Source organism: Candidatus Villigracilis vicinus, from assembly GCF_016702885.1.
GTDB lineage: Bacteria > Chloroflexota > Anaerolineae > Anaerolineales > Villigracilaceae > Villigracilis > Villigracilis vicinus.
Genome location: NZ_JADJDD010000001.1, coordinates 252,226 through 277,483 on the forward strand (window position 1 = coordinate 252,226; position 25,258 = coordinate 277,483).

Below are 25,258 nucleotides of genomic sequence, written 5' to 3' on the forward strand. Positions count from 1 at the left end.
CAACGCACAATGGTGCGCTTCTTACCAAGCCCTAGCCTAATTCAACGTCACTGGCTGATTCCTGAGCTTCGGCATTCTTCTTCCGCCCGGCGTAGGCGAGATAGCTCAAGCCGATGCTGATAAAGTATAACAAAATCATCGGAGCCATCACCAACCCCATGTTGACAGGGTCAACGGTGGGTGTGATGGCAGCTGCCAATACAGCAATGATGACGATTGCCAACCGCCATTGGTCGGCAAGAAATTTCGGGTTGACCAGCCCAATGGCGGTCAACAGGTAAATGATGAGCGGGAATTCAAAGAAACCGCCGATCCACAGCATCAGCCCGGTGACGAAGGAGAAATATTCCCTTGCTGACCAGAACTGTGAAATGGAGGTGAAACTTCCAAGGAAGGGTAATGCCGCGGGAAGCAAAACATAAAAAGTGAATGCCATGCCGGTCAAAAAAAGGAGAGAGGCGATCGGGATGCCCACCAACCCCATTTTCTTTTCGCGTGGACGTAGCCCTGGGGCGGCAAAAAGCCATAGCTCAAAGGCAATGTATGGGAAAGCGGCTGCGATTCCGAGTGTCATTGCCACGCGCATAAAGACACCGATCTCTTCTGTCACCTGAATGGCTTGCAGTTTTTCGAGTCCGCCCACGGGTTCGGCGAGGAATGCCATTGCAGGTTGCGCCACCCAAAATGCTGCAATAACAAATGCGGCTAGCACCAGCACCGAACGCAGGAGATGCATGCGAAACGCTTCGACCTGTTCCCATAGCTGGTCGCGCACTTCTTTTTCTGTGACCAGGTCTGCGAATACATCTGCGATGGGGCGTTCATCCGGCTCCGAGTTCAGGAGTTTGTAAAAACGATGGATGGTTCGAAACGGGAAGGCAATGATGGCAAAGACAAGGCGGAATGGGAGTGTGATCACCCGCCATACGCCGATAAAGAACTTACGCATTGTTCTGTGGTTCGCTTTCGGATTCTTGTTTATCTTGAGAAGCAGGTGCGATACGGTTCTCGCTGACTGCTTTGGCTGGAGGTGTGGCAGCGTACGGCTGGGGTTGCGGGCGAGAACCTGCGGGGGTGGGGCGTGTCGGGTCTGGAATGGAGGCGGCGCTTTGCAGGTCCTTGTTGAACTGGTTGAGTTCCTCGTTTGCTTCGCGCATCAGTTTATTGGGCAGGGTGCGCAAGTCACGGGAGGTTTGTTGGAAAAGTTTCCAGCCGTCGGATGTGACCACATCGCGGAGGAATTTTCCGATCGTTTTGCCTGCTTTTTGCATATCCTTTGGTCCGAGGATGAGCAGGGCAATAATCACGATAAAAATGAGTTCAGGCATTCCTATGCCGAGAATTTCCATTGCTTATGATTCCAGATTCGTTTCGTGCGGAATTTCTTTTTTCAGGACTTCAGAGATTTCCCGTTCATGCTCCACCAATGTTCCGAGTACGCCATTCACGAAACGCGCCGTGGAGTCTGAGCCGAATAACTTGGCAAGCTCCACGGCTTCGTTGATGGCAACTTTGACGGGTGTATCGCGCGAGATGGCGAATTCCCAACATGCCATGCGCAGGATGTTCCTATCGATGGCGGCGATCTGATCGAGGGGCCACTCGGGTGCGTACTTTGCGATCACACCATCGAGATGTTCGCGCATGGGTAGTACGCCAAATATGATACCGCGCGCAAATTCGGCGAGGTCTGGCGGCAGGGTGGTTTCTTCGAGGCGCGTTTTTAGCACTTCACCGGGCAGGTGCGCGGAAAGATCGGTCTCATATAACACTTGCAGGGCGAGCGCACGCGCCCGGGTTCGGGGTTTCATGCGTTACGCCTCGTCCCCTTCAAAATCAATGTCTTCGATGTGAACGTTGATCTCACCGATATCCATACCGACCATTTCCTGAACCGAGCGTGCAATATTCGCCTGAACATTGCGGCTCACTTCACGGATGTTGACTCCATCCTTGAGGATCAGAAAGATATCTGCGAAGACCGTGTTGTCTTTGACTTCGATGCGGATACCGTCGCTCACGCCACGCCGAAAGAGCCGATTCACACCGCCGCTGACGGGTGCGAGGCGGCTGACGCCGGGGACTTCCAAAGCGGCGAGGGTTGCTATGGCGGTGAGTACTTCCGGTGAAACCGTGGTCTTGCCTTGGGTATTTTCTGTCATTCTTGCTCCTGTTATTTACATCATTGCCATGCCGCCATCCACGCCGATGACCTGACCGGTAATATACGCGGCGCCATCGGAGGCGAGGAAGGAAGCGGTGAAAGCGATCTCTTCAGGTTTACCCTTGCGCGCCAGCGGCACCATTTTGAGCGCGGCTTCAAGAGTTTCGGGGGTCATGGCATCGAGGATCTCAGTATCGACAAACCCCGGCGCAATGGCATTGACGGTGATATTGCGTGCGGCAACTTCGCGCGCCAGTGCTTTGGTGAAGGCGATCTGTCCGCCCTTCGAGGCGGAGTAATTCGTTTGTCCGGGGTTGCCCATTTGCCCTGCAACGGATGCCATGTTGATGATGCGTCCGGTACGTTTTCGCATCATATGTTTTACGGCGGCTTTGGAACAATTGAAAGTGCTCTTGAGGTTGGTGTTGATGACTGCATCCCAATCGGATTCGGGCATCATCATGATGAGTTGATCGCGGGTGATCCCGGCGTTGTTGACCAGGATGCTGAGATCGCCAAACGTATCAACGGCGAATTTGATCAACGCCTCTGCCTGCTTGAAATCTGAAACATCCGCTTGGAAGGCTGCGGCTTTCCCGCCGGTTTCTTGAATTTTCTTGACCACTTCTTCGGCAGATTCGGGAGATTTATTGTAGTTGACCACAACTGCCGCGCCGCGTTCGGCAAATTCAAAGGCGATGGCGCGTCCGATCCCGCGCGAACCACCGGTGACGATTGCGACTTTATTTTCTAAAGATAATTTGAAGGACATAAAGGGGCTCCTGTATTGAAATTATACTTCATCTGGAATTGAGTAAAAATCGAAATCGAATAGATGCATGAACCCAAATTGCGAATACAAACCTGCGCCTGCCTCGCTGGCGGTCAGGGCGATCATGTTTGCTTCCATCTTCGAAGCTTCCATTAGTATTTGGGTAAGGACGTTTCGCTCAGCAAAAAATGCTTGAGGGCTTCCACTTCTTTGCCTGCGGACTGCGCGAAGAGAGCCACGCCTGCACTTTAAGCGTATGTGCATCCGTGATATGGATCAATTCTTGATGCGAGAGACCAAAGAAATCCTTGCATTGGCTGTCAGTGAGAGGCATGACGAATCCCCCTTTCGGGGAAAAATGTTTATTTTGTTTTCAGCCCGAACGCCAGCCCGACTCCGCCGCCTAGCGCGATAATCGCCATGACAATGACGGCATCCTGCCAGAAGCGGATCGGAAAGAGGCGGATGAGGGTATCTGAATAATAGAAAAGCCAGGAGTCGCCTTCAAAGAATAGGGAATGGAACCAGGTGAAAAATGCCCAGAAAATATCGGGGTTGAGCAAAATGCCGGCACCAGCAATGAAAGCCAGTGCCAATGCCAGCCAGATCATCCACCACCCGCCGCGGCGAAGTCCGTCCATATAAGTGGGCATCCAGCTGCTGCGTTGAGCGTAGACTGCCAGCAGGATCAAAATAGCCAGGGAGATATACCAAGCCTGCAAGGCGCCCTGAATGACGTTCTTGACATCTGCCATGTGGCTGAGCTCGCGCTCGCCGTAGATGGGAGTGCCATCATCGAATTTTAGATCGCCGAGGTACGAAATATCCGCGCTGTTGACAAGATATTTTACGGAAGGTTCCGCCCATTTCAAACGGTCTTCTCTGGTGAAGCCGTATTCATCAGCTGGAAAGTAGGGCATGTTGTATTCAACGGTGTAATAAGCCGGAGTGAGCAGAATGCGCAGCGCAAGACCGATCAACGCGAGCGGAGTGGCAAGAGATACGAGGTAGGAAAGGAAGTTGGGGAGTTTCGGCGTGTTGGTCATTGCAAAAATTCCAGCCCGCCTTTCAAGACAAAGCGGACAACCATGTCGTTGACGATCCATTCGATGGGGGCGAGGTCGTCGGTGAAGACGGTGGTGGTTTCGTAGCCGGGGTTTAGATTGACATATGTTGATGACATGGTCGTGACGAGCAGTGGATCCAAACTTTTGTCTTCAGCCAGACGGATGAGGTTGGTGTAGAACGCCTCCGACGTGGTCGGCTGCATGGTGGCATAGACCATTGTGTTGAGCGTGCCGGGGATGTCCATGATGTGAACCGAGGGGAAGATCTGAGCCATGGTGGTTGCCAGCCCGTCAATGAGACGGCGGTCTCCCGGCGTGGAGCCAACATTCAAGGTCAGCACACCATTCTCGGCTAGGTGGGAGGCGCAGATCTCGAAGAATTCGAGTGTCGTCATATGCGGTGGAATGTACGGCGGGCGGTAGGCATCCACGGCGATGATGTCATATTTTTCTTGAGAACGGTCGAGGTTTAATCTGCCGTCGCCAATGACCACGTTTAAATTAGGCGAGCCCATGTGAAAGTATTTGTACCCTACCTCTACGATCTTTGAATCCAGTTCGAAGCCGTCAATGAGCAGGTCTTCGCCGTAAACAAGGGTTGCCTGGCGTGCCGCCGTCCCTGCCGCAAGACCAACGATTGCCATGTGCTTAATATCATCCGGTGAGCGGTTTTCATAGAAATAGGGTCCAACCATGAAAAGTTCCCAGGGACCGTTGTAGTAGTTTTGTTCGGGATGATAAATGGAATGGATACCCTGCCCGTCATTGAGGCGCAGGAGGGTATAGCCGTTCAGTTCCTGCACTTGAATATAGTTGTATTCTGATTCGGTTTCATAGACCTGCCCGGTGTTTTTCTTGAGCGACTGATTCGCAAAGATGGCAGCGATGATCACCAGTACGATGGGCATCCAAATGAGTTTGAGCATTTCATTTCTACTGGCGAATTTACCGAGCCCAGCCAATGCAACAAAAAGCAGGAAAAGCCCAAACACCAGGAAGGTTTTGGTCGTACCGATGGTGGGAATAAAAATAAGTGTTGGCAAAAAAGTACCAATGAATGATCCCAGCGTGGAAACGGCATAGATCTGCCCGGAGGTCTGCCCTGCGGTTGCGGCATCTTCCATGGAGAGGCGAATGGCGAATGGTGAGATCGTTCCGAGCAGCGTGATCGGCACAATGAAAAGGATCAGCACCACGATGAACGAACCTGCGAGAATGCCAACACTGAGCGCTTGAAATGCATCTGCCGCGTACCTGAGAACGGGGACTGCGACGTATGGCACAAGTGCCACGGTGAACGCCGCCCATGCAAGGATGCGGTACATTGCCAGCGGAGTGGGATTCTTGTCTGCCCATTTGCCGCCAAGGAAATATCCCAAGGTGAGATAGATAAGGATCAGACCAATGATGCTTGCCCAAACGAGATTGCTCGTGCCAAAAACGTTCCCTATGAGCCTGCCTGCGGCGAGTTCTGCCGCGAGTGTGGTCATGCCTGAAATGAAGACGGTGAAGAGAAGATATTTTTTCATTATTGTTCCTGTTAAGAATGGATCATTCGCCTTTTTTTCTAAAACTGCTCAAGTCAAGGACGAGAGGTTTGTTGGGTTTCTTCGAGCCTGAAAACGCCGAGCCGATCAGGAGCAGAAAGCCGCCCAGACACAACCCACTGATATGAGTTGTATATTCGAGGAAGTATGCTAATTTTACTTTCGCGAACTGCGGGTACGCAGCCAGATAGCGAACCTGATAGTTACCGTAATCTGCATAGGATCTGCCGCTCAAAAATGGATCTGCATCAAATAACATTGGAGCTGTGAAGGGATAGAACGAGATGGATTCGCCGTTGGTAGTGGTGAATTCTACTTTACCCGTCCAGCAGGTTTTGCCGCCAGAACAATTGGTGGCGGCATTGGATACCTTACCAACAGCTTGTTCGCCAGCCAGGTCGAGCATTGCTGCACTGATAGACGCCAGGCAGGCAACTATAAAAACAATGATCCCCAATATTTTAATTGTATTGTTGCCGCGCGTTTCATTCTGGATAACGTCCTTTTGATCTTCCATGATAGGTTCCTTATATTTCTAAAGTTTTAGTTTGCCTAAAATGATCGTGTTTCTTTCTTGGCCAAGATCACGATCAAGACTGCCCCTTTTTGCTGGTCTTGGATCCTGACTTCGGTGTTAAACCCAGCCTGTTCAAAAGGTTTGGCAAAACGCTGCACCAATAAAGAGTCTATTGCCTGCGGGCTTTCGCCTGTGACCTTGTACAGCCATTTGAGAAAGGAGTTCGAAGGGAATGTTGCGGGCAGCACCACCAGTTTGCCGTCATTCGTGAGGACGCGTCTGATTTCGGCAAGTGTGCGCGGGTCGAAGATGTATTCGCTGGGGAAGGTGGATACGACCGTATCAAAAGAGTCTGTTGCATAAGGCAGGGATTGGGCGAGCGCCCGCGCCAGTTTGTGATTCGTGCCGAGGCGGAGGCTGGCGAGACGCCCCATCTGCGATGATTCGTCGATCGCGGCAGGTGCCAGCCCACGGTCACGCAGGAAGCGCTGCAAGTGTCCGGGACCGTGACCCACTTCGAGAATGCGAGTCCCCTCGATGAAGGGGAAAATGCTCAAGACCCAGTTGTTCCATTTACCAAAAGAAACGACCCATGCCACCAGATCGTAAGTGAAAGCAAAGGGATGGTAGAGCAGTTGAAAAAAGTGCCGCATGAAACTGCGCATGATGTAAACAAAACGAGGGTTTGACATGTGTCAAACCCTCGTTACGGTTTTAAAGAGGTTACGCGGGTGTGGCTTCGCTGCCGTCTTTTTTCGGCTTGCGTACAGCTTCGATGGCGCCCTTACCGCGTTCTTTTACTTCAGCGGCGAGCTGTTCAGCGCGGGCGCGGGCTTCGTGAGCAAGTTCTTCAGCGCGGGCGCGGGCTTCTTTGGCGGCAGATTCGGCACGGGCATAGGCTTCTTCTGCACTGATCTGGGCTTTGTCACGCAGTTCGATCGACTTGTCTTTGATCAGGGCGCGGGTTTCTTCGCCTGATTGCGGGGCAAAGAGCAGCGCCACCACGGCGCCAGTCAACCCACCGACGACAAATCCTACAAGAAAGGCTCCAAATTCATCACGGTCAGACATGGTATTTCTCCTTTTTAGTCAGTTGATGTTATTTTGTTCAGGTTTGATGCCGCTAATTCTAACATAGCACTCGCGGCTGAATTTCGCGGTCTTTACTTGGGTTTGATGCCCAGCATTTCCATCATGCGTTTCAACCCAGCCAGATAGCCGTTGAGTTTGATGACGGGCTCCACCACGTTTTCACCCAGAAACTCGGCGGTCCCTCGCAGGGTGTTCACGGTTTCGCTGGTCGCCTGTAAGATCGGGCGGACCTCATTTTGGAGCAGGTTGATCAGGCTTGCCAATTGAATGACCAGCACGATCAATGCCACGCCGATCACCAGTGTTTCAAGCGCCACGACAATAATGAAAACATCGCGGATCTTGTCCGTGGGGGTGGCGGGCTGAAGCAGGAAATAGATCGCTACGCCGAGCAGGGCAACCAGCACGACAACAATGGCAATGACGCCAGCCATCATCTGTTTTTGCTGGCGTTCTTTTTCACGCAGTTCAGCCAATTGTTCAGGCGTTAACGGAGGGGGAGCTTGTGGAACGGATTCGGTGGGGTTGGGTAGTGCCATGAATTAATTATAGCAGATAAGCGATGCAGAAAAAAGCCGGATACGGAAACAGGCGCTTCTCCCTTAAGGGCTGCCTGCTTCCGTCCATCCGCCTTTTCTTTCGCGATTACTTACCCTGCAATTTCATCTCAAGTTTGACCGTTTCCACCCAGCCCTCGCTCACCGGGCGCGGATCATAACCAAGTTCTCGTTTTGCCTTGCTGTTATCACCGATATATGTCACACCGGAGATGATGCGCAGACCTTCCGATGTGTACGACTCGGGCATGAAGGCATCGAACGGCTTGACCAATACCGACATGGTTTTCATCATGCCGGGGGCAGCCGCCATCGGCGCGCGGACTCCCGCCGTCTGTGCGGCGAGTTTGAAGGCTTCATAAAGCTCATATTTTTCACCGCAAATAATATAGCTTTCGCCAATCTTGCCTTTTTCCATCGCCAGAATATGCCCGTGGACAATATCGTCCACATGCGCCCAACTCATCGCGGTTTGGCGGGGCAGCATGGGCAGTTGACCCTTGAGGAGATTAAGCAGCGAGGCGCGAACCGATGACGTATCGCCGGGTCCGTAGATCAGCCCCGGTTGGACGATGACCAGCGGCAGTCCCTGCGCGATGAATTCATCCGCCAGTTTATGGGCTTCCGCTTTGGTGCGGTCGTATTCACTGATGTGTTCACCTGTGAAGTGGTACTTCTCGTCTGCCAGCACGCCCTTGGTATCTGAGTTGATCGCCAAGGTGCTCGTGTACACGCCTTTGGGAATCTTCAATTCCTGCATCAATTCCAGCACATTGCGCGTGCCGTTGATGTTGACCTGTACTCCGCCGCTCTTATCTTTTACGCCGACTTTGTACCAGCCTGCCACGTGATAGACCCCGTCCACACCGGTCATTGCCTCACGCATCGACTCTTTGTCGGTCACATCGCCTTTGAACAATTTTACGCCGAGAGCTTGCAGTTCTTTCGCCTTCTCTGGCGAGCGGACGGAGGCGTTGACATCATGCCCGGCTTCACGAAGTTTCTTTGCCAATACGCCGCCGACAAAACCGGTTGTACCTGTCACAAAATATTTCATCTTCATTCTCCTGTAGGTTATGAACCCAGACAATTCTACCGCCGTATTTTTTACACCCCAATAAATTTGTGTTGAGGCGGATGAAATCCCTTGACTCTGCCTGATGACAGTAGTAAACTCTGCCTACCTACCGTTCGGTAGGGAAGGAGACGTTCGTGACTAGAGACGATATTCTCGATGCTGCCGCACAGGTATTTCGCCAGAAGGGCTTTCATGGCGCGTCCATGTCTGATATTGCCGCCACGTTGGATGTCCAAAAGGCAAGCCTGTACCATCACGTCACTTCCAAGCAGGAATTGCTGCTTGCTCTGCTTGACCGCGCTTTGGTGATGTTAACAGACCATATTGCCTCCATTACCCAGCAAAGCCTGCCCGCCGATCAAAAACTCAAGCTCATGATCCGCGGATATTTATCTGCCCTTGCCGAAAATGCCGACCTGACCGCTGTTCTGCTATTCGAGCACCGCTCCCTCGATAAAAAGTCCCATGCCCGCCATGTCCCTCAACGCGATACGTTCGAGGCGCTCTGGCGGGATGTTCTTAATGAAGGGGTGAAGACAAAGGTTTTTGACCTAAAAGATACCGGGTTGGCTGTTCGTGCATTAATGGGTGTGATGAATTGGACCCTCACCTGGTATCACCCCGATGGCGGAAAATCCATCGAGCAGATCGCCGATGATTATTCTGATTTTGTATTGAAAGGTATGTTGAAGTAAACGCCGACCGTCCACGGTCACTGGTCTATCGTCTAACAAAGGAGAGAAGACACATGTATTCGTTCGAACCCAATGAAGAGCAACAGATGTTGATCGATGCGGTGGGGAAGTATGCAGCCAATGACTTGCGTCCCGCTGCGCATGATGCCGAGGAAAGTCACGAACTGCCGAAGAAACTCGTCAGTAAAGGCTGGGAGCTCGGCTTTTTGCAAGCCTCCACGCCTGAGGCGTATGGCGGTTTCGGTGAGCGCAGCGCCGTCACTGGCGTGCTGGCTCTCGAAGAGATGGCATTCGGCGATCTCGCCGGTACGCTGGCTGTCCTGACCCCGTCGCTTTTCGCTACGCCGATTCTGCTCGGCGGCAGCGAAGAACAGAAGCAGGAATATCTCCCCAAGATCGTCGGCGGCGATTGGGCTCCGTACACTGCCGCGCTCATGGAAATGAGTTTCGACTTCGACCCCAACGCCCTCAAGACCACTGCCAAAGCTGAAGGCAATGCCTATGTGCTCAATGGCGAGAAAATTTTCGTTCCGTTTGCGAAGGACGCCGAAGCGCTCATCGTGTACGCGAATCTCAATGGGGTCACTCAAGGTTTCATCGTCAAGAAGGGAAGCGCAGGGTTATCCATCTCTGCTGAACGCGAAAAACTGATGGGACTCAACGCCCTGCCCATGTACAGAGTCAAACTCGAGAATGTTTCCGCCAGCCGACTCGGTGGCGCTTCCGGTCATGACTTTGAACTGATCCTGTCTGCGATGAGAGTTGCCTCCGCTGCAGCTGCTTTGGGTGTTGCCAAGTCCTCTTTTGAGTATGCAAAGAATTACGCCAAAGAGCGCGATGCCTTCGGCGTGAAGATCGCCCAGAAGCAAGCCATTGCCTTCTTCCTCGCTGAGATGGTGACTGAAATGGAAGCCATGCGTTTGCTCACTTGGGAAGCCGCTTGGAAGCTCGATAACAACAAGGAAGATTCTTGTGTAGCGGCATACCTCGCTCAAACTGGCGCTGCCGATATGGCGATGATGGTCACTGACCGCGGCGTGCAAATTTACGGCGGTCACGGTTACATCCGTGAGAACCCGGTCGAATTGCTCATGCGCAACGGGCGCGGATTTGCGTCGCTGTTGGGACTGGTGATTATCTAATTCCGTCATTGCGAGGAGGGCGTTCTTCCCGACGAAGCAATCTCATGTTCCAACAACGAGATTGCTTCGGGCGAAGAGCAAGAGCGCCCTCGCAATGACGAATACTAGGAGAACAAATCATGACCATTGATTTCGAAACCCCCAAACCGATCGCTCAGATGCAAGCCATGCTGAAGACGGTTGCTGAAAATATGATGCGCACCACCTCACGCGAAATGGACGAGAACGAACATGCCATCCCGTGGGATTATGTTGAATTCATGCACACTGCCATGCGCTCGATGGGCGGCGGAGGCGGCTTGACTGTCACCGAGCCCAAGCCCAAGGAAGGCGAAGAGAAGCGCCCACCGCTTGGATATCAGAAACTTGCCGCGCAGATCGAAATGCTGGCGTGGGGCGATGTGGGCTATTACCTCATCACCCCCGGCGGCGGACTGGGTGCAGCGGCTGTCCAAGCGGCTGGAACCCCTGAACAAAAAGCCAAGTTCCTCGAAAGATTCAACAGCGACAAGCCGACCTACGCCGCCATGTGCATGACCGAACCCGGCGCAGGTTCTGATACTTCCGCCATTCGTTCGCGTGCCGTGTTGGATGAAAAGACCAACGAATGGATTATCAACGGCGAGAAAATTTTTGTCACTGGCGGTGATAAATCCTTCACTGAATATGAAAAACTTGGCAAGGGCTTCATCGTCGTTTGGGCAAGCATTGATCCCTCTGCCGGACGCGCAGGCATGCGTGCCTTTGTGGTCGAGTCTGGTACCAAGGGTGTCACAATCAGCAAGTTAGAGCACAAACTTGGCATCCGAGCCAGTGACACGGCTGCCATCTCCCTCGTCGATGTGCGCGTTCCGTTCGAGAATGTGCTCGGCAAACCAACTGTTGAGAAGAACAACACCGGCTTCAAGGGTGCAATGGCAACCTTCGACGCAACCCGACCGCTTGTGGCTGCATCAGGCTTGGGTGTGGCAAGAGCCGCGCTTGAATTCCTCAAGGAAAAACTCGCCGAGAACGGCGTCCAAATTCGATATGGTTTGCCGCGCAATAAACTGACCTCCATCGAACGTGATGTGATCGATATGGATATCCAACTGCGCTCGGCATGGTTGATGACCTTGAAAGCCGTTTGGATGGCAGATAATAAGAAATCCAACGCGCTCGAATCTTCGATGAGCAAGGTTCGCGCGGGTGATGTCACGACCAAGGTCACGCAGAAAGCCGTGGAAATTTTGGGACCCATCGGCTATAGCCGCGAGTTCCTGCTCGAGAAGTGGTTCCGCGATGCAAAGATCACCGATATCTATGAAGGTACGGGTCAGATCAATCGCCTCGTAGTGGCAAGGCAGATTTTGGGTTATACCGGTGCGGAATTACGATAGCTGATAATTCGATATTCGATATTCGAAGAACGAGTATCGATATCGTTTTTCGCAAAGGAAACTATGAGAATACAACATCCACAAAGCAGTTGTAATCGGCTCGGGAACAATGGGTGCAGCGATCGCTGCGCATTTGGCGAATATCGGCGTGCCTGTGACCTTGCTCGATATTGTTGCGAAAGATTCGCCAGATAAAAATAAGATCGTCAAAGAAGGTTGGGATCGCTGTATCAAAGCCCGCCCTGCCAATTTGATGGGCGACGAGTTGAAGACCTTGGTCAAGCTCGGCAATCTCGAAGATGATTTTGGCGCCGTCGCTGAAGCGGATTGGATCTGCGAAGCCATCATCGAGAACCTCAAGATCAAGCAAGATTTGATGGTGCGCATTGACGAAGTCCGCAAGCCGAATGCCATCGTTTCGACGAATACTTCGGGCATTCCCGTCGCTTCAATCGCGGAAGGTCTTTCAAAAGAGTTCAAGAAGCATTTCCTCGGCACGCATTTTTTCAACCCGCCGCGCTATTTGAAACTTTTGGAAATCATCCCCACGCCCGATACCTCGAATGAAGTGGTTGAGTTCATTTCACACTTCGGCGAATATCGTTTGGGCAAGGGCATTGTGTTGTGCAAGGACACACCCAACTTCATCGGCAATCGTGTGGCGTTTGGTACGGGTGCGTTTGCAATGGACTTTATCCTCAACAACGAATACACCGTGGATGAAGTGGACGCTCTTACTGGACCTTTGATGGGTCGCCCAAAAACAGCCACGTTCAGACTGATAGATCTGGTCGGTGTAGACGTGTGGCATCACGTGGGCAAGAATCTTGCGCCCTTGATCCCGCATGACAAACTCGGACAGAAATATCTTGCAGCTGAAAAGCCGCAGAAACTGATGGATACGTTGATGGAGCGCAAGTGGCTCGGTAATAAGACCAAAGTCGGTTTCTATAAGGAAGTCCGCGACGCGGAGGGGAAGAAGCAGTTCTACTCTCTCGATTTGAACACGCTGGAGCATGTCCCTGCGAGCAAGCCGCGCTTCGACTCGGTCAAGGCGGCGAAAGATGTCGAGGGGTTGGGTGACAGGCTCAAGGTCATGCTTGAAGCGGACGACAAGGCTGCCAAACTCGTCAAGGCGCTCACATATCAAAGTTTCCAATACGTCTCATCCATCATCCCTGAAGTGGCAGACACTGCCAAGCCGATCGATGATGCCATCCGCTGGGGCTTTATGCACGAAGCGGGCGCGTTTGAAATTTGGGATATGCTCGGCGTGAAAGAAACCGTCAAGCGCATGAAGGCGGAAGGTTACCCCGCTGCCAAGTGGGTGGACGAGATGTTGAAGAACGGTTGTGAGACTTTCTATCAATACAAAGGTGCGAACAAGATCGGCGCGTATGACGTTGCCAAGGGCAAGTATGTGAAGTTCAAGCAGCCTGAAGGATTTGTGTTCCTGAAGGATTTGCGCGGCACGAAGAAAGAAGTGAGCAAGAACGCGGGCGCGACCTTGTTTGACATTGGCGACGGCGTGGGCTTGGTGGAATTCCACACCAAGATGAACGCGCTCGATGACGATATTTTTGCGATCACCTCTGAAGCGTTGGATAAACTCGAAACCGATTTCGACGGTTTGGTCGTCGGCAGTGAAGCGGATAACTTCAGCGCGGGCGCGAACTTGTTCATGGTGGTCGTTGCGGCGCAGCAAGGCATGTGGGATCAACTCGATGATGCCATTCGCCGCCTGCAAAATATGAACATGCGCATGCGTTACTCGCCCAAGCCTGTGGTCGTCGCTCCTGCTGGGCTGGCACTCGGCGGCGGCTGTGAAGTGACCATGCATGCCTCGCGTGTGGTGGCGGCTTCTGAAACCTATATCGGTTTGGTGGAACTCGGCGCGGGCGTCATCCCTGCGGGCGCGGGTACAAAAGAATACATGCGCCGCATCATTAATCCTGCGGTGAAAGTTCCTGATGCCGAGCCGTTCCCGTTCATTCAAAAGGCTTTTCTGCAAATTGGTCAGGCGAAAGTTGCCACCTCTGCAGAAGAAGCGCGCGGAATGGGCATCCTCGGTCCGCAAGACCGCATTGTGACCAACCGCGACCATCTGCTCACCGAAGCTAAAAAAGAAGTGCTGCATATGGTCAATGCAGGTTACAGACCGCCCACACCCGAACTCATCTATGCTGCAGGGCGTGACATGTTTGGCGCGATGAAGATCGGTGCCTGGGCGTTCAAAGAAGGTCACTACATCACCGAATATGATTCGCACATCGCTACTAAACTGGCACACATCATTGCGGGCGGCGACATCACCAAGCCGACCTGGGTGAGCGAGCAATATATTCTGGATTTGGAAAGAGAAGCATTTTTATCTCTTTGTGGTGAGGAAAAAACCCAAGCCAGAATGTGGTCGATTTTGCAATCAGGCAAACCATTGAGAAATTAAAAAATCTGGACACGGATTTGACGGATTACGCGGAGTAACACGGATTTTCTTTTGATTTGGTAAACCTTGGAGTTATAGTTATGCACAAGTTCAGCTCAGGACAAAAACCGATATTTCAAGGTAAGCACTCGGAGTTGAGTGAGAAAATCATAAAGGTCTTTTACGAAGTCCATAATGAGCTGGGCTTTGGGTTTAGTGAAAAGACCTACCGCAAGGCTATGAAAATTGCGCTGGAATCCATTGGCTTGAAAGTAGATGATGAGTTTCCGATCAAGGTTTACTTTCGTGGGCAGATCATAAGCGAGTTATTTGCCGATCTGCTGGTGAATGAGTTGATTATCCTTGAGTTGAAAACGGTTAATCAGATTGTTGAAGAGCATGAGGCGCAATTGTTGAACTACCTCAAGGCAACTAAAATCGAAGTCGGCTATGTGATGAATTTTGGAAAATCTGCAACTTTCAAAAGAAAAGTTTTTGATAATGAACGCAAAGGCTCGTTATCCTGGCTAAACCAATAAGAAATAAATCCGTTCTTTTCCGTGAAATCAGTGTAATCCGTGTACAAAGGAGAACATATTATGAAAGAAGCTGTTATCGTTAGCGCAGTCCGCACTCCTGTTGGCAAAGCCAAGCGTGGTGGCATGGCAACGGTTCGTCCCGATGAGATGGGGGCTGCGGTAATTAAAGAATTACTCAACCGCACACCGAATCTTGACCCTGCTCAGATCGAAGATGTGGTTTTTGGCTGTGCCTTCCCCGAAGGGGAGCAGGGCATGAACGTGGCGCGCACCATTTCCATTCGTGCGGGTCTACCGGATACCGTCCCTGCCGAGACTATCAATCGTTATTGTTCGTCGGGTGTGCAGTCCATTGCGCATATTGCCCATGCCATCAAAGCTGGCGATATTGAAATCGGTATCGGCGCGGGTGTTGAGTCCATGTCAATGGTGCCGATGATGGGCTACAAGTTCTCGCCTAATCCGCAATTTGCGATGGAGTTGCCTCATTACTACACCAATATGGGTCTCACCGCGGAGAATGTGTCCACAAAGTATGGCATTACTCGCGAACAGCAAGATGAGTTTGCATTGAAGAGCAACCAAAAGGCGGCGCACGCCGTTGATTCTGGTATCTTCGACCCGGAGCTGATTTCGCTGGATGTGGAAGTCAACGAGTATGTGGATGGCAAAGTAGTCAAGAAAAACTTCACCGTCAAACGGGATGAAGGTCCGCGCGGCGACTCGACTCTCGACGGTCTCGCCAAACTGAAGCCTGCTTTCAAAGAGGGTGGCTTTGTCACCGCTGGAAATTCTTCTCAAATGTCCGATGGCGCTTCGGCGGTCATGGTCATGTCCGCAGAGAAAGCCCACGAGCTGGGACTCAAGCCCCTAGCAAGATTCGTCTCCTTCGCAGTCGGAGGCGTCCCACCGGAATTGATGGGAATTGGTCCTATTGCTGCAATTCCAAAGGCGATTAAAACCGCGGGTCTGTCTCTCCGGGATATTGACTTGTTCGAGTTGAATGAAGCTTTCGCGGCTCAATCCCTCGCCGTGATGCAAACCCTCGAGATGGACCCTGATAAGGTCAACGTCAACGGCGGCGCGATCGCCCTCGGACATCCGCTCGGCTGTACCGGCTCCAAGCTCACTACCCAACTCATCTATGAAATGGGACGCCGCAAGTCAAAGTATGGCATGGTCACCATGTGCATCGGCGGCGGCATGGGTGCGGCGGCGATCTTTGAAAACCTTCAGTAATTACCAACCCCCAATCACTAATTACCATTTACCAGTAATTAGTGATTGGTAATTTTCTAACCACAAAAAGGAAACTAACCAATGGCTCTCACAATCGAAACCCTCATGTCCAAAATGCCTGGCGCATTCATTCCTGAAAAAGCAGCAGGACTGGATGCCACCATTCAGTTCAATTTTACAGGCGCCGAGCCCGGCGAATGGTATGCTGCCATCAAAGACGGCAAATGTGAAGTTGTGAAGGGAACGCACGCTTCCCCCAAGATGACCCTTACGGCTGATTCTGCTGATTACGTCAAAATTTTCACTGGTGAGATCGACGGAATGCAGGCGTTCATGCAGGGCAAGCTCAAACTCGCAGGCGACCTTAACCTGGCGATGAAGTTGACCCAGATGTTCAAGATCAAGTAGTTCTCTAAGACTTAAGTACTCTGGTAAATGAACCCCACTATCGATATAGTGGGGTTCATTTTATTGGAGGATGCGTCATGGTAGATTTCTTTAGTTGGCAGGCAATACTTGTTTATGTTTTAGTTATTGTGTTTATATTAGTTTTTACAGGTTTTGACCTCACTGATTTCATAGGAGGCTTTTTAGAAAAAACAGAGGCGGAGGGGGAGATCAAGGAAATAAACAAAGCCATTGAAGACTTATCAAAATACAAGGAAGATATTTTCCTGTCCGGCGGTATGTTGGCTCCGGCTGTCATCGTTTCTGCTAAACGAGTCGTATCCTGGGGCGGTCGTAATCGCCGAGATCATTCTTGGCATTTGGTCGATTTTGAAGTGGATGTCTTTTCAGAAGATATTGCACCCTTCCGAACTCGCTTTCGTAATGAAATTTATAGACCATCCTTTGTTCGAGCTAACAATGAAGAAATGCTCACCGAGCATGGACGAAAAATTTGGGTGACCTATGATTCCAAAGACACTTCAAGGGCATATCTGGATCATTATGATGACGACCACGAATCAGCCATGAAAGAACGTGAAGTTAATGGTCGCCGGGCAGCGTTCAATAAAATGACAGAAGGCAACGAAGACCTCAAAATCCGTGGCGAACAGGCTGAGGCTGTTATCACCCGTGTGGATGACCTGAATCTTCCTTATCCATCGAAAAATTCACGTGCAGTGCATATTTATTTTGAGGTTACACCCAAGGCAGGTTTCCCATTTCAGGCGGAAGGTGATGTGTTGATCGGTGAAACTGCATTTGCGAAATATTCCGTAGGGAAAAAGGTTTTTATTCGTTATGATGCCCAGAACCCCAAATGGGCTGTATTGGATACAGAGCGAAATAGATCGATCAATTAAGAAATAATGCCCTTCACTACGGTTGTTTAAGCAGATCCCCAATCAACTCCCCGGCTTTTTTATCGAATTTGGTAGAATTGCATCAATCTTTTCGTAGGAGTAGAAGCGATGTACTTTGAATTTGGCTGGGTGTCCGATCCGGCGTCATGGATTGCGCTGATCACACTGATCGCGCTTGAATTAGTTTTGGGTGTGGATAATATTATTTTTATTTCGATCCTTTCAGGTAAATTGCCGAAGGAAGATCAACCTCGCGCGCGTACTACGGGCATTATGCTTGCAGTCATCACGCGTATCCTCTTGTTACTCTCTCTCTCATGGATCATCAGCCTCGAAGAACCATTCTTTTATATTCCCTGGTTTGGCGAACATGATAGCATCGGCATTTCTGGACGCGATCTGATCCTGATCGTTGGCGGTCTCTTCCTGTTGTGGAAGAGCACGCATGAAATCCATGAAAAATTGGAGGGCAAGGAAGGTGCGGCATCTGCAAAGGTGGCTGCAAATTTTGCAAGTGTCATCATCCAGATCATGTTGCTGGATATTGTTTTCTCACTCGACTCTGTGATAACTGCGGTTGGGATGGTCGATCACATCACGATCATGGTTATTGCTGTTATCATTGCGGCTTCCATCATGATCTTTGTGGCGGCCCCCATCGGTGAATTTGTGGAACGTCACCCCACTATCAAAATTCTTGCATTGAGTTTCCTGCTGCTAATCGGCTTCACTCTTGTTGTGGAGGGACTGCATCAGCATATCCCGAAGGGTTATGTTTATTTTGCCATGGGCTTCTCCGTGATGGTTGAAATGCTTAACCTTCGTGTTCGTAACCCGCACGTTAAACCGGTTAATCTGCGTGATGCATATAAAGAAGCCAAGCCTGAGCTGCAGCCTGTTATGGCGGCTGGCGCATCCGCTCCTGCCGTAGTAAGCGGAAAAGCGAAGCCTAAACCAAAATCCGGAAAAAAGAAAAAATAATCTGCAATAAAAAAGCGGACTCTTTCGAAAGAGTCCGCTTTTTTATTAAATTCGGTGCGTCCCCAAAATACCCGGTGAAGTGATGATTGACTTCGCCATGATGCCAAGCTCCTCAAAACCCCTCGCAATTTCTTTCTTTGCTTCCTCTGCTTTTTGCGGTGGAACAAACGTGATAATAGATGGTCCGGCTCCTGAAAGTGCGGCCGCTCCAAACTGGCACGCTTTCTTGTAAGCTGCTGTACCACCTGAAATGTGCTGCAAGCGATAGGGCTGGTGGATGCGATCATCCATCACCTTTTGCAGCAGTTCCAGATCGCCAGTACGCAAGGCTTCCACAACCAACGAAGCTCGACCGATGTTGAAAATCGCATCTGCACGTGAGACCGACTTCGGCAGAACAGCGCGCGCGGTTTTGGTCAGCCACTCTACATCTGGTTTAACGATCACAACCGTCCATTTTGGAAGCTCAAACCTGCGCAGAATGATCTCATCACCGTTCATCGCAGATACCACCAAGCCGCCGAATAATGCCGGGGCAACATTATCTGGATGCCCCTCCATGTCGGTGGCTAGCTTCAATAGTTCCATGTTGTTCAGAGGTTTGCCTAGCATTTCATTTGCGCCATATAACCCCGCCATGATCGCTGCAGCGCTCGACCCCAGCCCGCTGCTCATGGGAATGTCATTTTTGGCGGCAACATGAACCCCGGGCATTTTTTTTCCGCAGATCTCAAAAAGCCGCACATATGATTTGGTGAGCAGATTCTTGCTGCCTTTATTTAACTTCTCTGCACCTTCTCCAGTTGCGCGATATTTTAGCCGCTTGGCTTCTTCAAATGCGATTTCATTCCAAAGGTCTAACGCCAGCCCGAGACAATCGAAGCCGGGACCCAAATTTGCGGAGGTAGCTGGGACTCGGATTTTTATCATGCCGACATTATAATCGGCTCATCCTTAAACTCGGAGTTGATATGACCTACCAGGGCTTGATCCAGCGTTATAGGCAGTATCTCGACTTACCTGCCCACACTCAGACCGTTTCACTTCTCGAAGGCAATACCCCATTGATTCCAATGCCGCGCCTCAGCCGGGATTTTGACTGCGAATTGTTCATCAAATATGAGGGACTGAATCCCACCGGCTCCTTTAAAGACCGCGGCATGACCGCCGCAATTAGCGAAGCTGTCGGTCGCGGTGCGAAAACCGTCATATGCGCTTCCACCGGCAATACCGCTGCATCCGCGGCAGCCTATGCAGCTCGCGCAGGGTTACGGTCCATTGTTTTGATTCCCGAAGGGAAAGTAGCCGTTGGCAAATTAGCGGGTGCCATTGCCTACGGCGCAGAAGTCATCCAAATTCAAGGATCGTTTGACGATGCCTTGACTCTGGTTGTAGAGATCACGCAAAAGACCCCCATTGCCTTGGTAAATTCCATTAATCCATACCGCATCGAAGGGCAAAAAACATCTTCGTTTGAGATCTGTGATGTGCTTGGTTCTTCACCCGATTGGCTGTGCCTGCCGGTCGGAAATGCCGGAAACATTACATCCTATTGGGCAGGCTTTAAACAATACAACAAAGGACTTCCTCAAGTACTTGGTGTACAGGCAGAGGGAGCCGCTCCGCTTGTGTTGGGGCACCCCGTAGACAAGCCTGAAACGATTGCTACTGCCATTCGCATAGGCAAGCCTGCACGTGGTGAACAAGCTTTGGACGCAGCGCAGGAATCCAATGGAAAGATCATCGCAGTGTCTGATGCTCAGATACTGGATGCGCAACATATCCTCGCTTCAGAAGGGGTGTGGGTCGAGCCGGCATCTGCGGCGGGGCTGGCTGGGTTGATCGCAGAAACAAGCCAAGGGACGTTGGATGCGAAGGGCAAGCGGATCGTTGTCGTTTGTACAGGGCATGGCATGAAAGACCCGTCCATTATCACCGAGTCTTTTAAGGCGCCCGAAGTGATTCCGGCAAATTATCAGGCTTTGATTGATTTGGTAGGAAATTAAAACGAATAGACAAGTTAATCAGCCTTGTGAAAGTTATTTTTCAGAGTAAAATAAAGCTGAAATGACGAACCGACCACTTGTTATTGAGAACCTGACATTCAAATATCGAACTCGTCCTGAGTTGGCTTTAGAGGATGTTTCCCTGGAGCTTAAGCAGGGCGAGTTGCTATTAATTGCCGGATCCAGTGGGTGTGGGAAGACTACACTTGCCCGCTGTATCAACGGTTTGATTCCTCGCAGTTACCGTGGTGAGCGAACAGGTAAAGTGTTGCTGCATGGCAAGGAAGTTGCCGAAATGCAGATTCCCGAGATCGCTCAGGTTGTGGGGACGCTATTGCAAGACCCTGAGCGTCAGATTGTTGCGAGTAATGTCTATAACGAGATCGCATTTGGTCCTGAGAATTTGGGAATGCCGCGTGCAGAGATCATGTTGCGCGTGGATCAGGCATTGAAACGCCTAAACATTGAATACTTACGTGAACGCGAGACATTCAACTTATCTGGCGGCGAAAAGCAGAAGGTGGCACTTGCCGGTGTGTTGACGATGAATCCCTCCATCCTGCTGTTGGATGAACCGCTCGCCTCTCTCGACCCTGCCTCCGCTCATGAAGCCTTGCAGGTTTTCCGCAGCTTAGCGGATGAAGGTAAGACCGTCATTTTGGTTGAGCATCGTGTAGAAGATGCCATTGCAACAAAACCTGACCGTATGCTTTATATGGAGGATGGGCGCATTAAGTATCTGGGCGGCATTCATGACCTGCCTCCAGAGATCGACCATACCAAGGTGAAATTACCCGCGCCGTGGGTGGTACAGCGAGTCAAAGCGCAGGCGATCGCTCCGGTAGAGGCGCCCAAGCCCAAAGTTGTAGAGAGAGGCGAGCCACTGGTTGTATTTGAAGATGTGGATTTTCGATATGACGATGAATATCCACTCATTCTTCAAAATGTCAATTTGAAAATCTACCCCGGTGACCTGATCGCGGTGTTGGGTCCTAATGGGGCGGGCAAGTCCACGTTGGTGAAACATGCCATTGGTTTGCTTAAGCCTACGAAAGGGCGTGTGTTGATCGAAGGGCAAGATACTCGCAAGATGAGCGTTGCCCAGATCGCGCGCGTGCTTGGATATGTTTTCCAAAGCCCAACCCATATGTTGTATGCGCCGACCGTACGTGAAGAGCTGGAATTTGGTCCGAAGAATTTGGAGTTTGACCCGCTCTTGATCCCAAAATTTGTGAACGAGAGTCTGTCAACCGTTAATTTGAACAATTTTGTGGAGTATCCGCCATTGGGTTTGTCATTTGGGCAGCAAAAACGCACAACCATTGCTGCTGTACTTGCCATGCGCTCGAAGATCATGGTCATGGATGAGCCGACCGCAGGGCAGGATTTTTCCAATTACACTCACTTTATGGATACGCTTTGTGATGTTTCGCCAGAAGCAGAATCCATACTTACATCGAATTTTGCTGCAACCTTATTCATCACGCATGATGTTGACCTTGCGGTGACATATGCGAACCGTGTGCTTTTGTTCGGTGATAAACACATTGTGGCAGATGGAAAACCGCAAGATGTCTTGAAGGACACAGACATGCTTCAGAAGTATCGTGTGCGCCCAACCTCGCTTCTGCATCTCAACCTGGACCTGTTCCCCAAAACGGGACGGTTCTTATCCGCCGAGGCACTGGCGGCTTATTCCAAATAAATTTCCTTGCAACGCCGATGCGTGTGCAGGGTTTATTTATTCAGGGTCAGCTTTCGTTATATTTCAATTGTAAAAAGGAGAGAAGTCATGAACGATAAGAGTACTTGGGAATTTGGAACCCGTCAGGTTGTGTACGGTGCAATCGGCGCAGCGCTGTATGGCGTCCTTTCATGGGCGTCCAATTTCGTTCCCCTGCCTGCTGCAGGGAATGTTACCTTCCGCCCGGCTGTGGCTGTGTTGATCTTCTTCGGCACGGCATATGGTCCCTGGGTTGGTTTCCTTGCCGGTTTCATCGGTAACACGCTTGGCGATGCTATAAGCGGTTGGGGTTTCTTCTGGAACTGGAGCATTGGCAACGGTTTGATGGGTTTGGTTGCCGGTTTGGTCTCTGCCCAGATCAAGGACTTCCGCGCTCAGGGTGACATCATCAAGGCAGTCATCTACGGCGTCGTTGGTGTGGCGGTCGGTATGCTGTTCTCCTCCCTGACAGAAATGCTTGTCGGTGGCATTGACATCAATACTGCCTTGGTTGGGTATTTCGTTCCCGCTTTCATCGGTAACGCAGTTGTGGTCGCCGTCCTCTTGCCTGTCCTTATGATCGCTTTCGCGGCGGTTGCATCTCGACGAGGTCGCTAAATTAAATGTTGGTCACCTGGAAGTACCGCCCGCGGGATACGTTCATTCAACGCCTGGATCCGCGCACAAGATTGCTCTTCTTCTTTTGTGTGATCTTTGGTTTGACCCTCCCCGATATCTGGGATTATCGCGTGATTCTTTCGTTGCTTGCGCTGACGCTGACCCTGTATTTGCTTGCGCGCATTGAGTGGAAGGATGTCAGACGCGTCTGGCTTTTCATCTTTATCCTAGTATTTGCCATTGTAGGGTTAAATGCCCTGATTTCCGGGCGCGGCGGTCCGGCCTCGGTGACCAACGTTGTTACTCCTGTTGTCTTTACGTTGCTGGGTATTCCGATCACGGTCTCCAAGATCTGGTTCGCGCTTACCCAGGTTACTCGTATGATGACCATGACCTTGCTCGCTATTCCCATCCCGTATACGATCGACCCCAATATTTACGGGACTTCCTTTTGGAAATTGGGTGCTTCTGATAAAGTTTCGTTCACTATGGACTTGGCGTTTCGCTTCCTGCCAACCTTTGCTCGTGATTTCACCATTACCATGGATTCTCAGCGGGCACGTGGGTATGAAATGGAGAAAGTAAAGGGTGGCATCGCCGCCCGTCTGCGCCGACTTGCGCCCTTGATTATCCCGGTTGTGATGCAATCAACCGTGACTGGCGAAGAAGTGATCGATGCAATGGACCTGCGCGCCTTTGGCGCGAGCAAACGGACGTGGATCAAAGCCGATGATCTGAAATACAAGCGCAGTGATTATTTCATGCTTGCCCTGGCGTTGACCATTCTTGTAGGCGGTTTTGTACTACGTTTCGGTTTTGGCATTGGCGAATATTTTGTGCCAGACTGGTTCTTGAACTTATTCTAGTTTATATAAAAAAAGACGCCGTTTTCAAAACAGCGTCTTTTTTGTTTGTCTTGCATTTATTTTTTAGGGCTGGTTTCGCCTGCAGGTACTCTAAAATCCAAATGGTTTTGCTCGGGAGCAAAGACGCAGGTGGCAAAATCGGTGAAGGCGCAGGGTGGGTTATAGGCTTTGTTGAAGTCGAGGATGAGCGTGCCGTCGGGTTGAATATCGGCGACCAGATAGCGCCCGGTCGGATAGGTTTCATCTTTGCTGGTTGGGTCCCAAAAGCGCAGGAAAAAAGTTTCATCGTCTTCTTTGTTGATATCCAGTTTATGGGATCTGCCATCAAACTCGAAGATGACGTAACCTTCGACGGGGAACTCGGATTTTTCGCCGGTGAGGTCGGGGAAGAAAGCCATTTTAGGGCGGTCATAGGGAGTATAAACTGTTAGGATGCGAAAAACTTCGTCGATGGCGTACCAGGTGCGAGCGGGGAAAGAGGCGCGTTTTTCGCTGAGGTTATCCCACATGCGGACGCCCATTCTGTTTCCACGTTGAATCACGACCATTTGCAAGCCGTCCATTTTTATATAACTTGGAGCCTCGGAGATATCTGGTTGGAGGATGGCAAAGTCAGTCATTGCATCATTGACCATGACCTTTTGCCCGGGATTGGTACGCAACGAGACGGATCTACCGTTATATTCGAATGCTCCCACACTGGCAGGGATGCGCTCAGGAAGTTGAACTTCGTTCTTTGGATCTGAGCCAAACTGGTTTTTTCCAAGTTTTAGCCAATACAACCCGGCAAGTGCCAGCCAGCTGTTCTCCTGGCGAATGATCTCATTGCGTTCTTTGCGCCATTCTTCAATGATCTGGCGGTAGGTTTTGTCTGTCATATTTGGAATTATACCAAAATGGTTTCAGGCAGGCGTTGGACTTTCATTTTTGATAAAATCAAAACAAACTTGACACAAGGAGTAACACATGGGATTGAAACCCGATCATTGGATTCGAAAGATGGCATTGGAGCACGGCATGATCGAACCGTTCGTGGACAAGCAGGTTCGGCAGGGGGTAATCTCTTATGGGGTTTCCTCCTACGGATATGACATTCGCGTAGCGGATGAATTCAAGATTTTTACAAATGTTTTTTCAGCGACGGTGGATCCTAAGAATTTTGACACCAACTCGATGGTGGATTTTAAAGGGGATGTATGTATCGTCCCGCCTAATTCGTTCGCGCTGGCGCGCACGGTGGAATATTTTCGAGTGCCGCGCAAGGTGCTGACGGTTTGTTTGGGAAAGTCCACTTATGCGCGCTGCGGGATCATTGTGAACGTAACACCGTTCGAGCCCGAATGGGAAGGCTTCGTGACCCTCGAGATATCGAATACAACGCCATTGCCTGCCAAGATCTATGCGAATGAAGGATTGGCGCAGGTGCTCTTTTTTGAAGCGGATGAGGAGTGTGAAGTCTCATACGCCGATAAGAAGGGGAAATATCAGAAGCAGCAATCGATCGTGTTACCAAAATTGTAAGCACCGCAACTCTTTCCTGC

30 protein-coding genes are annotated in these 25,258 nt (G+C 50.8%); 14 read left to right on the plus strand and 16 right to left on the minus strand.

Annotated elements, in window-relative coordinates; translation table 11 throughout:
* Positions 1–31 precede the first annotated feature (31 nt).
* The 14 genes from tatC to IPG80_RS01325 all read right to left on the minus strand — a co-directional run bounded on the left by tatC (position 32) and on the right by IPG80_RS01325 (position 8,773).
* Positions 32–949: a twin-arginine translocase subunit TatC gene (tatC, locus tag IPG80_RS01260; RefSeq protein ID WP_345101814.1), complete on the minus strand. Its 918-nt coding sequence runs from the start codon at positions 947–949 to the stop codon at positions 32–34.
* Entirely contained in the window at positions 942–1,328 is a 387-nt protein-coding gene (locus IPG80_RS01265; RefSeq protein WP_345101816.1) for a hypothetical protein, read from the minus strand. The genes tatC and IPG80_RS01265 overlap by 8 nt, the downstream gene beginning before the upstream one ends.
* A gap of 24 nt (positions 1,329–1,352) precedes the next feature.
* On the minus strand, positions 1,353–1,811 hold the full coding sequence (nusB, locus tag IPG80_RS01270; RefSeq protein WP_345101818.1) for a transcription antitermination factor NusB: 459 nt from the start codon (positions 1,809–1,811) through the stop codon (positions 1,353–1,355).
* Positions 1,812–1,814: 3 nt separating this feature from the next.
* Positions 1,815–2,162, minus strand: coding sequence for an Asp23/Gls24 family envelope stress response protein (locus tag IPG80_RS01275; protein WP_345101820.1), 348 nt, complete (start codon positions 2,160–2,162; stop codon positions 1,815–1,817).
* A 15-nt stretch (positions 2,163–2,177) separates the two neighbouring features.
* On the minus strand, positions 2,178–2,936 hold the full coding sequence (fabG, locus tag IPG80_RS01280; protein ID WP_345101822.1) for a 3-oxoacyl-[acyl-carrier-protein] reductase: 759 nt from the start codon (positions 2,934–2,936) through the stop codon (positions 2,178–2,180).
* Between the two features lie 21 nt (positions 2,937–2,957).
* Positions 2,958–3,089 (minus strand): hypothetical protein, encoded by a 132-nt coding sequence (locus IPG80_RS01285; protein WP_345101824.1) that lies wholly within the window; start codon positions 3,087–3,089, stop codon positions 2,958–2,960.
* A 25-nt stretch (positions 3,090–3,114) separates the two neighbouring features.
* The gene (locus IPG80_RS01290; RefSeq protein WP_345101826.1) at positions 3,115–3,270 is read right to left on the minus strand and encodes a hypothetical protein; all 156 of its coding nucleotides are present in this window, start codon (positions 3,268–3,270) and stop codon (positions 3,115–3,117) included.
* A 28-nt stretch (positions 3,271–3,298) separates the two neighbouring features.
* Positions 3,299–3,982 carry a TIGR01906 family membrane protein gene (locus tag IPG80_RS01295; RefSeq protein ID WP_345101828.1) on the minus strand — a complete coding sequence of 228 codons (684 nt, stop codon included), beginning with the start codon at positions 3,980–3,982 and terminating at the stop codon, positions 3,299–3,301.
* On the minus strand, positions 3,979–5,532 hold the full coding sequence (locus tag IPG80_RS01300) for a fused MFS/spermidine synthase (RefSeq protein WP_345101830.1): 1,554 nt from the start codon (positions 5,530–5,532) through the stop codon (positions 3,979–3,981). Before IPG80_RS01300 ends, IPG80_RS01295 begins: the two co-directional genes overlap by 4 nt.
* Positions 5,533–5,554: 22 nt before the next feature.
* Positions 5,555–6,067 carry a hypothetical protein gene (locus IPG80_RS01305; RefSeq protein ID WP_345101832.1) on the minus strand — a complete coding sequence of 171 codons (513 nt, stop codon included), beginning with the start codon at positions 6,065–6,067 and terminating at the stop codon, positions 5,555–5,557.
* Between the two features lie 35 nt (positions 6,068–6,102).
* Entirely contained in the window at positions 6,103–6,759 is a 657-nt protein-coding gene (locus IPG80_RS01310) for a methyltransferase domain-containing protein (RefSeq protein ID WP_345101834.1), read from the minus strand.
* A gap of 31 nt (positions 6,760–6,790) precedes the next feature.
* Positions 6,791–7,138, minus strand: a complete 348-nt coding sequence (locus IPG80_RS01315) for a YtxH domain-containing protein (protein ID WP_345101835.1) — start codon at positions 7,136–7,138, stop codon at positions 6,791–6,793.
* A 92-nt stretch (positions 7,139–7,230) separates the two neighbouring features.
* Positions 7,231–7,698, minus strand: a complete 468-nt coding sequence (locus IPG80_RS01320) for a hypothetical protein (RefSeq protein WP_345101836.1) — start codon at positions 7,696–7,698, stop codon at positions 7,231–7,233.
* Between the two features lie 106 nt (positions 7,699–7,804).
* Positions 7,805–8,773: an NAD-dependent epimerase/dehydratase family protein gene (locus tag IPG80_RS01325; protein WP_345101837.1), complete on the minus strand. Its 969-nt coding sequence runs from the start codon at positions 8,771–8,773 to the stop codon at positions 7,805–7,807.
* 155 nt (positions 8,774–8,928) lie between these two features.
* Between IPG80_RS01325 and IPG80_RS01330 the strand changes: the two genes are divergently transcribed.
* From IPG80_RS01330 to IPG80_RS01370, 9 genes are all read left to right on the plus strand, one after another.
* Positions 8,929–9,489, plus strand: coding sequence for a TetR/AcrR family transcriptional regulator (locus IPG80_RS01330; protein WP_345101838.1), 561 nt, complete (start codon positions 8,929–8,931; stop codon positions 9,487–9,489).
* 53 nt (positions 9,490–9,542) lie between these two features.
* Entirely contained in the window at positions 9,543–10,631 is a 1,089-nt protein-coding gene (locus IPG80_RS01335) for an acyl-CoA dehydrogenase family protein (RefSeq protein ID WP_345101839.1), read from the plus strand.
* Positions 10,632–10,750: 119 nt separating this feature from the next.
* Positions 10,751–12,010, plus strand: coding sequence for an acyl-CoA dehydrogenase family protein (locus tag IPG80_RS01340; protein ID WP_345101841.1), 1,260 nt, complete (start codon positions 10,751–10,753; stop codon positions 12,008–12,010).
* A gap of 94 nt (positions 12,011–12,104) precedes the next feature.
* On the plus strand, positions 12,105–14,456 hold the full coding sequence (locus tag IPG80_RS01345) for a 3-hydroxyacyl-CoA dehydrogenase/enoyl-CoA hydratase family protein (RefSeq protein WP_345102344.1): 2,352 nt from the start codon (positions 12,105–12,107) through the stop codon (positions 14,454–14,456).
* A gap of 80 nt (positions 14,457–14,536) precedes the next feature.
* The gene (locus tag IPG80_RS01350) at positions 14,537–14,974 is read left to right on the plus strand and encodes a GxxExxY protein (protein WP_345101843.1); all 438 of its coding nucleotides are present in this window, start codon (positions 14,537–14,539) and stop codon (positions 14,972–14,974) included.
* A gap of 60 nt (positions 14,975–15,034) precedes the next feature.
* Positions 15,035–16,213, plus strand: a complete 1,179-nt coding sequence (locus IPG80_RS01355) for an acetyl-CoA C-acyltransferase (protein ID WP_345101845.1) — start codon at positions 15,035–15,037, stop codon at positions 16,211–16,213.
* A gap of 81 nt (positions 16,214–16,294) precedes the next feature.
* A complete protein-coding gene (locus IPG80_RS01360; RefSeq protein ID WP_345101847.1) occupies positions 16,295–16,621 on the plus strand; it encodes an SCP2 sterol-binding domain-containing protein in 327 nt (108 codons plus the stop codon).
* Positions 16,622–16,698: 77 nt separating this feature from the next.
* A complete protein-coding gene (locus tag IPG80_RS01365; RefSeq protein ID WP_345101849.1) occupies positions 16,699–17,523 on the plus strand; it encodes a hypothetical protein in 825 nt (274 codons plus the stop codon).
* A 108-nt stretch (positions 17,524–17,631) separates the two neighbouring features.
* A complete protein-coding gene (locus tag IPG80_RS01370) occupies positions 17,632–18,504 on the plus strand; it encodes a TerC family protein (RefSeq protein ID WP_345101851.1) in 873 nt (290 codons plus the stop codon).
* 45 nt (positions 18,505–18,549) lie between these two features.
* Here the strand turns inward: IPG80_RS01370 and thrB are convergent, their stop codons facing one another.
* Positions 18,550–19,434, minus strand: a complete 885-nt coding sequence (gene thrB, locus IPG80_RS01375) for a homoserine kinase (protein ID WP_345101853.1) — start codon at positions 19,432–19,434, stop codon at positions 18,550–18,552.
* Between the two features lie 41 nt (positions 19,435–19,475).
* Between thrB and thrC the strand changes: the two genes are divergently transcribed.
* The 4 genes from thrC to IPG80_RS01395 all read left to right on the plus strand — a co-directional run bounded on the left by thrC (position 19,476) and on the right by IPG80_RS01395 (position 23,717).
* On the plus strand, positions 19,476–20,510 hold the full coding sequence (thrC, locus tag IPG80_RS01380) for a threonine synthase (RefSeq protein ID WP_345101855.1): 1,035 nt from the start codon (positions 19,476–19,478) through the stop codon (positions 20,508–20,510).
* A 61-nt stretch (positions 20,511–20,571) separates the two neighbouring features.
* Positions 20,572–22,215: an ABC transporter ATP-binding protein gene (locus tag IPG80_RS01385; protein ID WP_345101857.1), complete on the plus strand. Its 1,644-nt coding sequence runs from the start codon at positions 20,572–20,574 to the stop codon at positions 22,213–22,215.
* 87 nt (positions 22,216–22,302) lie between these two features.
* Positions 22,303–22,851, plus strand: coding sequence for an ECF transporter S component (locus tag IPG80_RS01390; RefSeq protein WP_345101858.1), 549 nt, complete (start codon positions 22,303–22,305; stop codon positions 22,849–22,851).
* Positions 22,852–22,856: 5 nt separating this feature from the next.
* Positions 22,857–23,717 carry an energy-coupling factor transporter transmembrane component T gene (locus tag IPG80_RS01395; protein WP_345101860.1) on the plus strand — a complete coding sequence of 287 codons (861 nt, stop codon included), beginning with the start codon at positions 22,857–22,859 and terminating at the stop codon, positions 23,715–23,717.
* Positions 23,718–23,773: 56 nt separating this feature from the next.
* Here IPG80_RS01395 and IPG80_RS01400 read toward each other — a convergent pair whose 3' ends face one another.
* Positions 23,774–24,595 carry a DUF1684 domain-containing protein gene (locus IPG80_RS01400; protein WP_345101862.1) on the minus strand — a complete coding sequence of 274 codons (822 nt, stop codon included), beginning with the start codon at positions 24,593–24,595 and terminating at the stop codon, positions 23,774–23,776.
* 88 nt (positions 24,596–24,683) lie between these two features.
* On the opposite strand from IPG80_RS01400, the gene dcd reads away from it, so the two are divergent.
* Positions 24,684–25,238, plus strand: coding sequence for a dCTP deaminase (dcd, locus tag IPG80_RS01405; protein ID WP_345101864.1), 555 nt, complete (start codon positions 24,684–24,686; stop codon positions 25,236–25,238).
* Positions 25,239–25,258: the final 20 nt, after the last annotated feature.

Bases quoted from the DNA above. Each gene is read 5' to 3' on its own strand.
- IPG80_RS01320 (WP_345101836.1), bottom strand. From the start codon at position 7,698: ATGGCACTACCCAACCCCACCGAATCCGTTCCACAAGCTCCCCCTCCG.
- thrB (WP_345101853.1), bottom strand. From the start codon at position 19,434: ATGATAAAAATCCGAGTCCCAGCTACCTCCGCAAATTTGGGTCCCGGC.
- IPG80_RS01390 (WP_345101858.1), top strand. From the start codon at position 22,303: ATGAACGATAAGAGTACTTGGGAATTTGGAACCCGTCAGGTTGTGTAC.
- dcd (WP_345101864.1), top strand. From the start codon at position 24,684: ATGGGATTGAAACCCGATCATTGGATTCGAAAGATGGCATTGGAGCAC.
- IPG80_RS01285 (WP_345101824.1), bottom strand. From the start codon at position 3,089: ATGGAAGCTTCGAAGATGGAAGCAAACATGATCGCCCTGACCGCCAGC.
- IPG80_RS01290 (WP_345101826.1), bottom strand. From the start codon at position 3,270: ATGCCTCTCACTGACAGCCAATGCAAGGATTTCTTTGGTCTCTCGCAT.
- IPG80_RS01275 (WP_345101820.1), bottom strand. From the start codon at position 2,162: ATGACAGAAAATACCCAAGGCAAGACCACGGTTTCACCGGAAGTACTC.
- IPG80_RS01395 (WP_345101860.1), top strand. From the start codon at position 22,857: ATGTTGGTCACCTGGAAGTACCGCCCGCGGGATACGTTCATTCAACGC.
- IPG80_RS01325 (WP_345101837.1), bottom strand. From the start codon at position 8,773: ATGAAATATTTTGTGACAGGTACAACCGGTTTTGTCGGCGGCGTATTG.
- nusB (WP_345101818.1), bottom strand. From the start codon at position 1,811: ATGAAACCCCGAACCCGGGCGCGTGCGCTCGCCCTGCAAGTGTTATAT.
- IPG80_RS01295 (WP_345101828.1), bottom strand. From the start codon at position 3,982: ATGACCAACACGCCGAAACTCCCCAACTTCCTTTCCTACCTCGTATCT.
- IPG80_RS01365 (WP_345101849.1), top strand. From the start codon at position 16,699: ATGGTAGATTTCTTTAGTTGGCAGGCAATACTTGTTTATGTTTTAGTT.
- IPG80_RS01315 (WP_345101835.1), bottom strand. From the start codon at position 7,138: ATGTCTGACCGTGATGAATTTGGAGCCTTTCTTGTAGGATTTGTCGTC.
- IPG80_RS01305 (WP_345101832.1), bottom strand. From the start codon at position 6,067: ATGGAAGATCAAAAGGACGTTATCCAGAATGAAACGCGCGGCAACAAT.
- IPG80_RS01400 (WP_345101862.1), bottom strand. From the start codon at position 24,595: ATGACAGACAAAACCTACCGCCAGATCATTGAAGAATGGCGCAAAGAA.
- IPG80_RS01340 (WP_345101841.1), top strand. From the start codon at position 10,751: ATGACCATTGATTTCGAAACCCCCAAACCGATCGCTCAGATGCAAGCC.
- IPG80_RS01385 (WP_345101857.1), top strand. From the start codon at position 20,572: ATGACGAACCGACCACTTGTTATTGAGAACCTGACATTCAAATATCGA.
- tatC (WP_345101814.1), bottom strand. From the start codon at position 949: ATGCGTAAGTTCTTTATCGGCGTATGGCGGGTGATCACACTCCCATTC.
- IPG80_RS01310 (WP_345101834.1), bottom strand. From the start codon at position 6,759: ATGTCAAACCCTCGTTTTGTTTACATCATGCGCAGTTTCATGCGGCAC.
- IPG80_RS01350 (WP_345101843.1), top strand. From the start codon at position 14,537: ATGCACAAGTTCAGCTCAGGACAAAAACCGATATTTCAAGGTAAGCAC.
- IPG80_RS01360 (WP_345101847.1), top strand. From the start codon at position 16,295: ATGGCTCTCACAATCGAAACCCTCATGTCCAAAATGCCTGGCGCATTC.
- fabG (WP_345101822.1), bottom strand. From the start codon at position 2,936: ATGTCCTTCAAATTATCTTTAGAAAATAAAGTCGCAATCGTCACCGGT.
- IPG80_RS01300 (WP_345101830.1), bottom strand. From the start codon at position 5,532: ATGAAAAAATATCTTCTCTTCACCGTCTTCATTTCAGGCATGACCACA.
- IPG80_RS01265 (WP_345101816.1), bottom strand. From the start codon at position 1,328: ATGCCTGAACTCATTTTTATCGTGATTATTGCCCTGCTCATCCTCGGA.
- thrC (WP_345101855.1), top strand. From the start codon at position 19,476: ATGACCTACCAGGGCTTGATCCAGCGTTATAGGCAGTATCTCGACTTA.
- IPG80_RS01355 (WP_345101845.1), top strand. From the start codon at position 15,035: ATGAAAGAAGCTGTTATCGTTAGCGCAGTCCGCACTCCTGTTGGCAAA.
- IPG80_RS01370 (WP_345101851.1), top strand. From the start codon at position 17,632: ATGTACTTTGAATTTGGCTGGGTGTCCGATCCGGCGTCATGGATTGCG.
- IPG80_RS01335 (WP_345101839.1), top strand. From the start codon at position 9,543: ATGTATTCGTTCGAACCCAATGAAGAGCAACAGATGTTGATCGATGCG.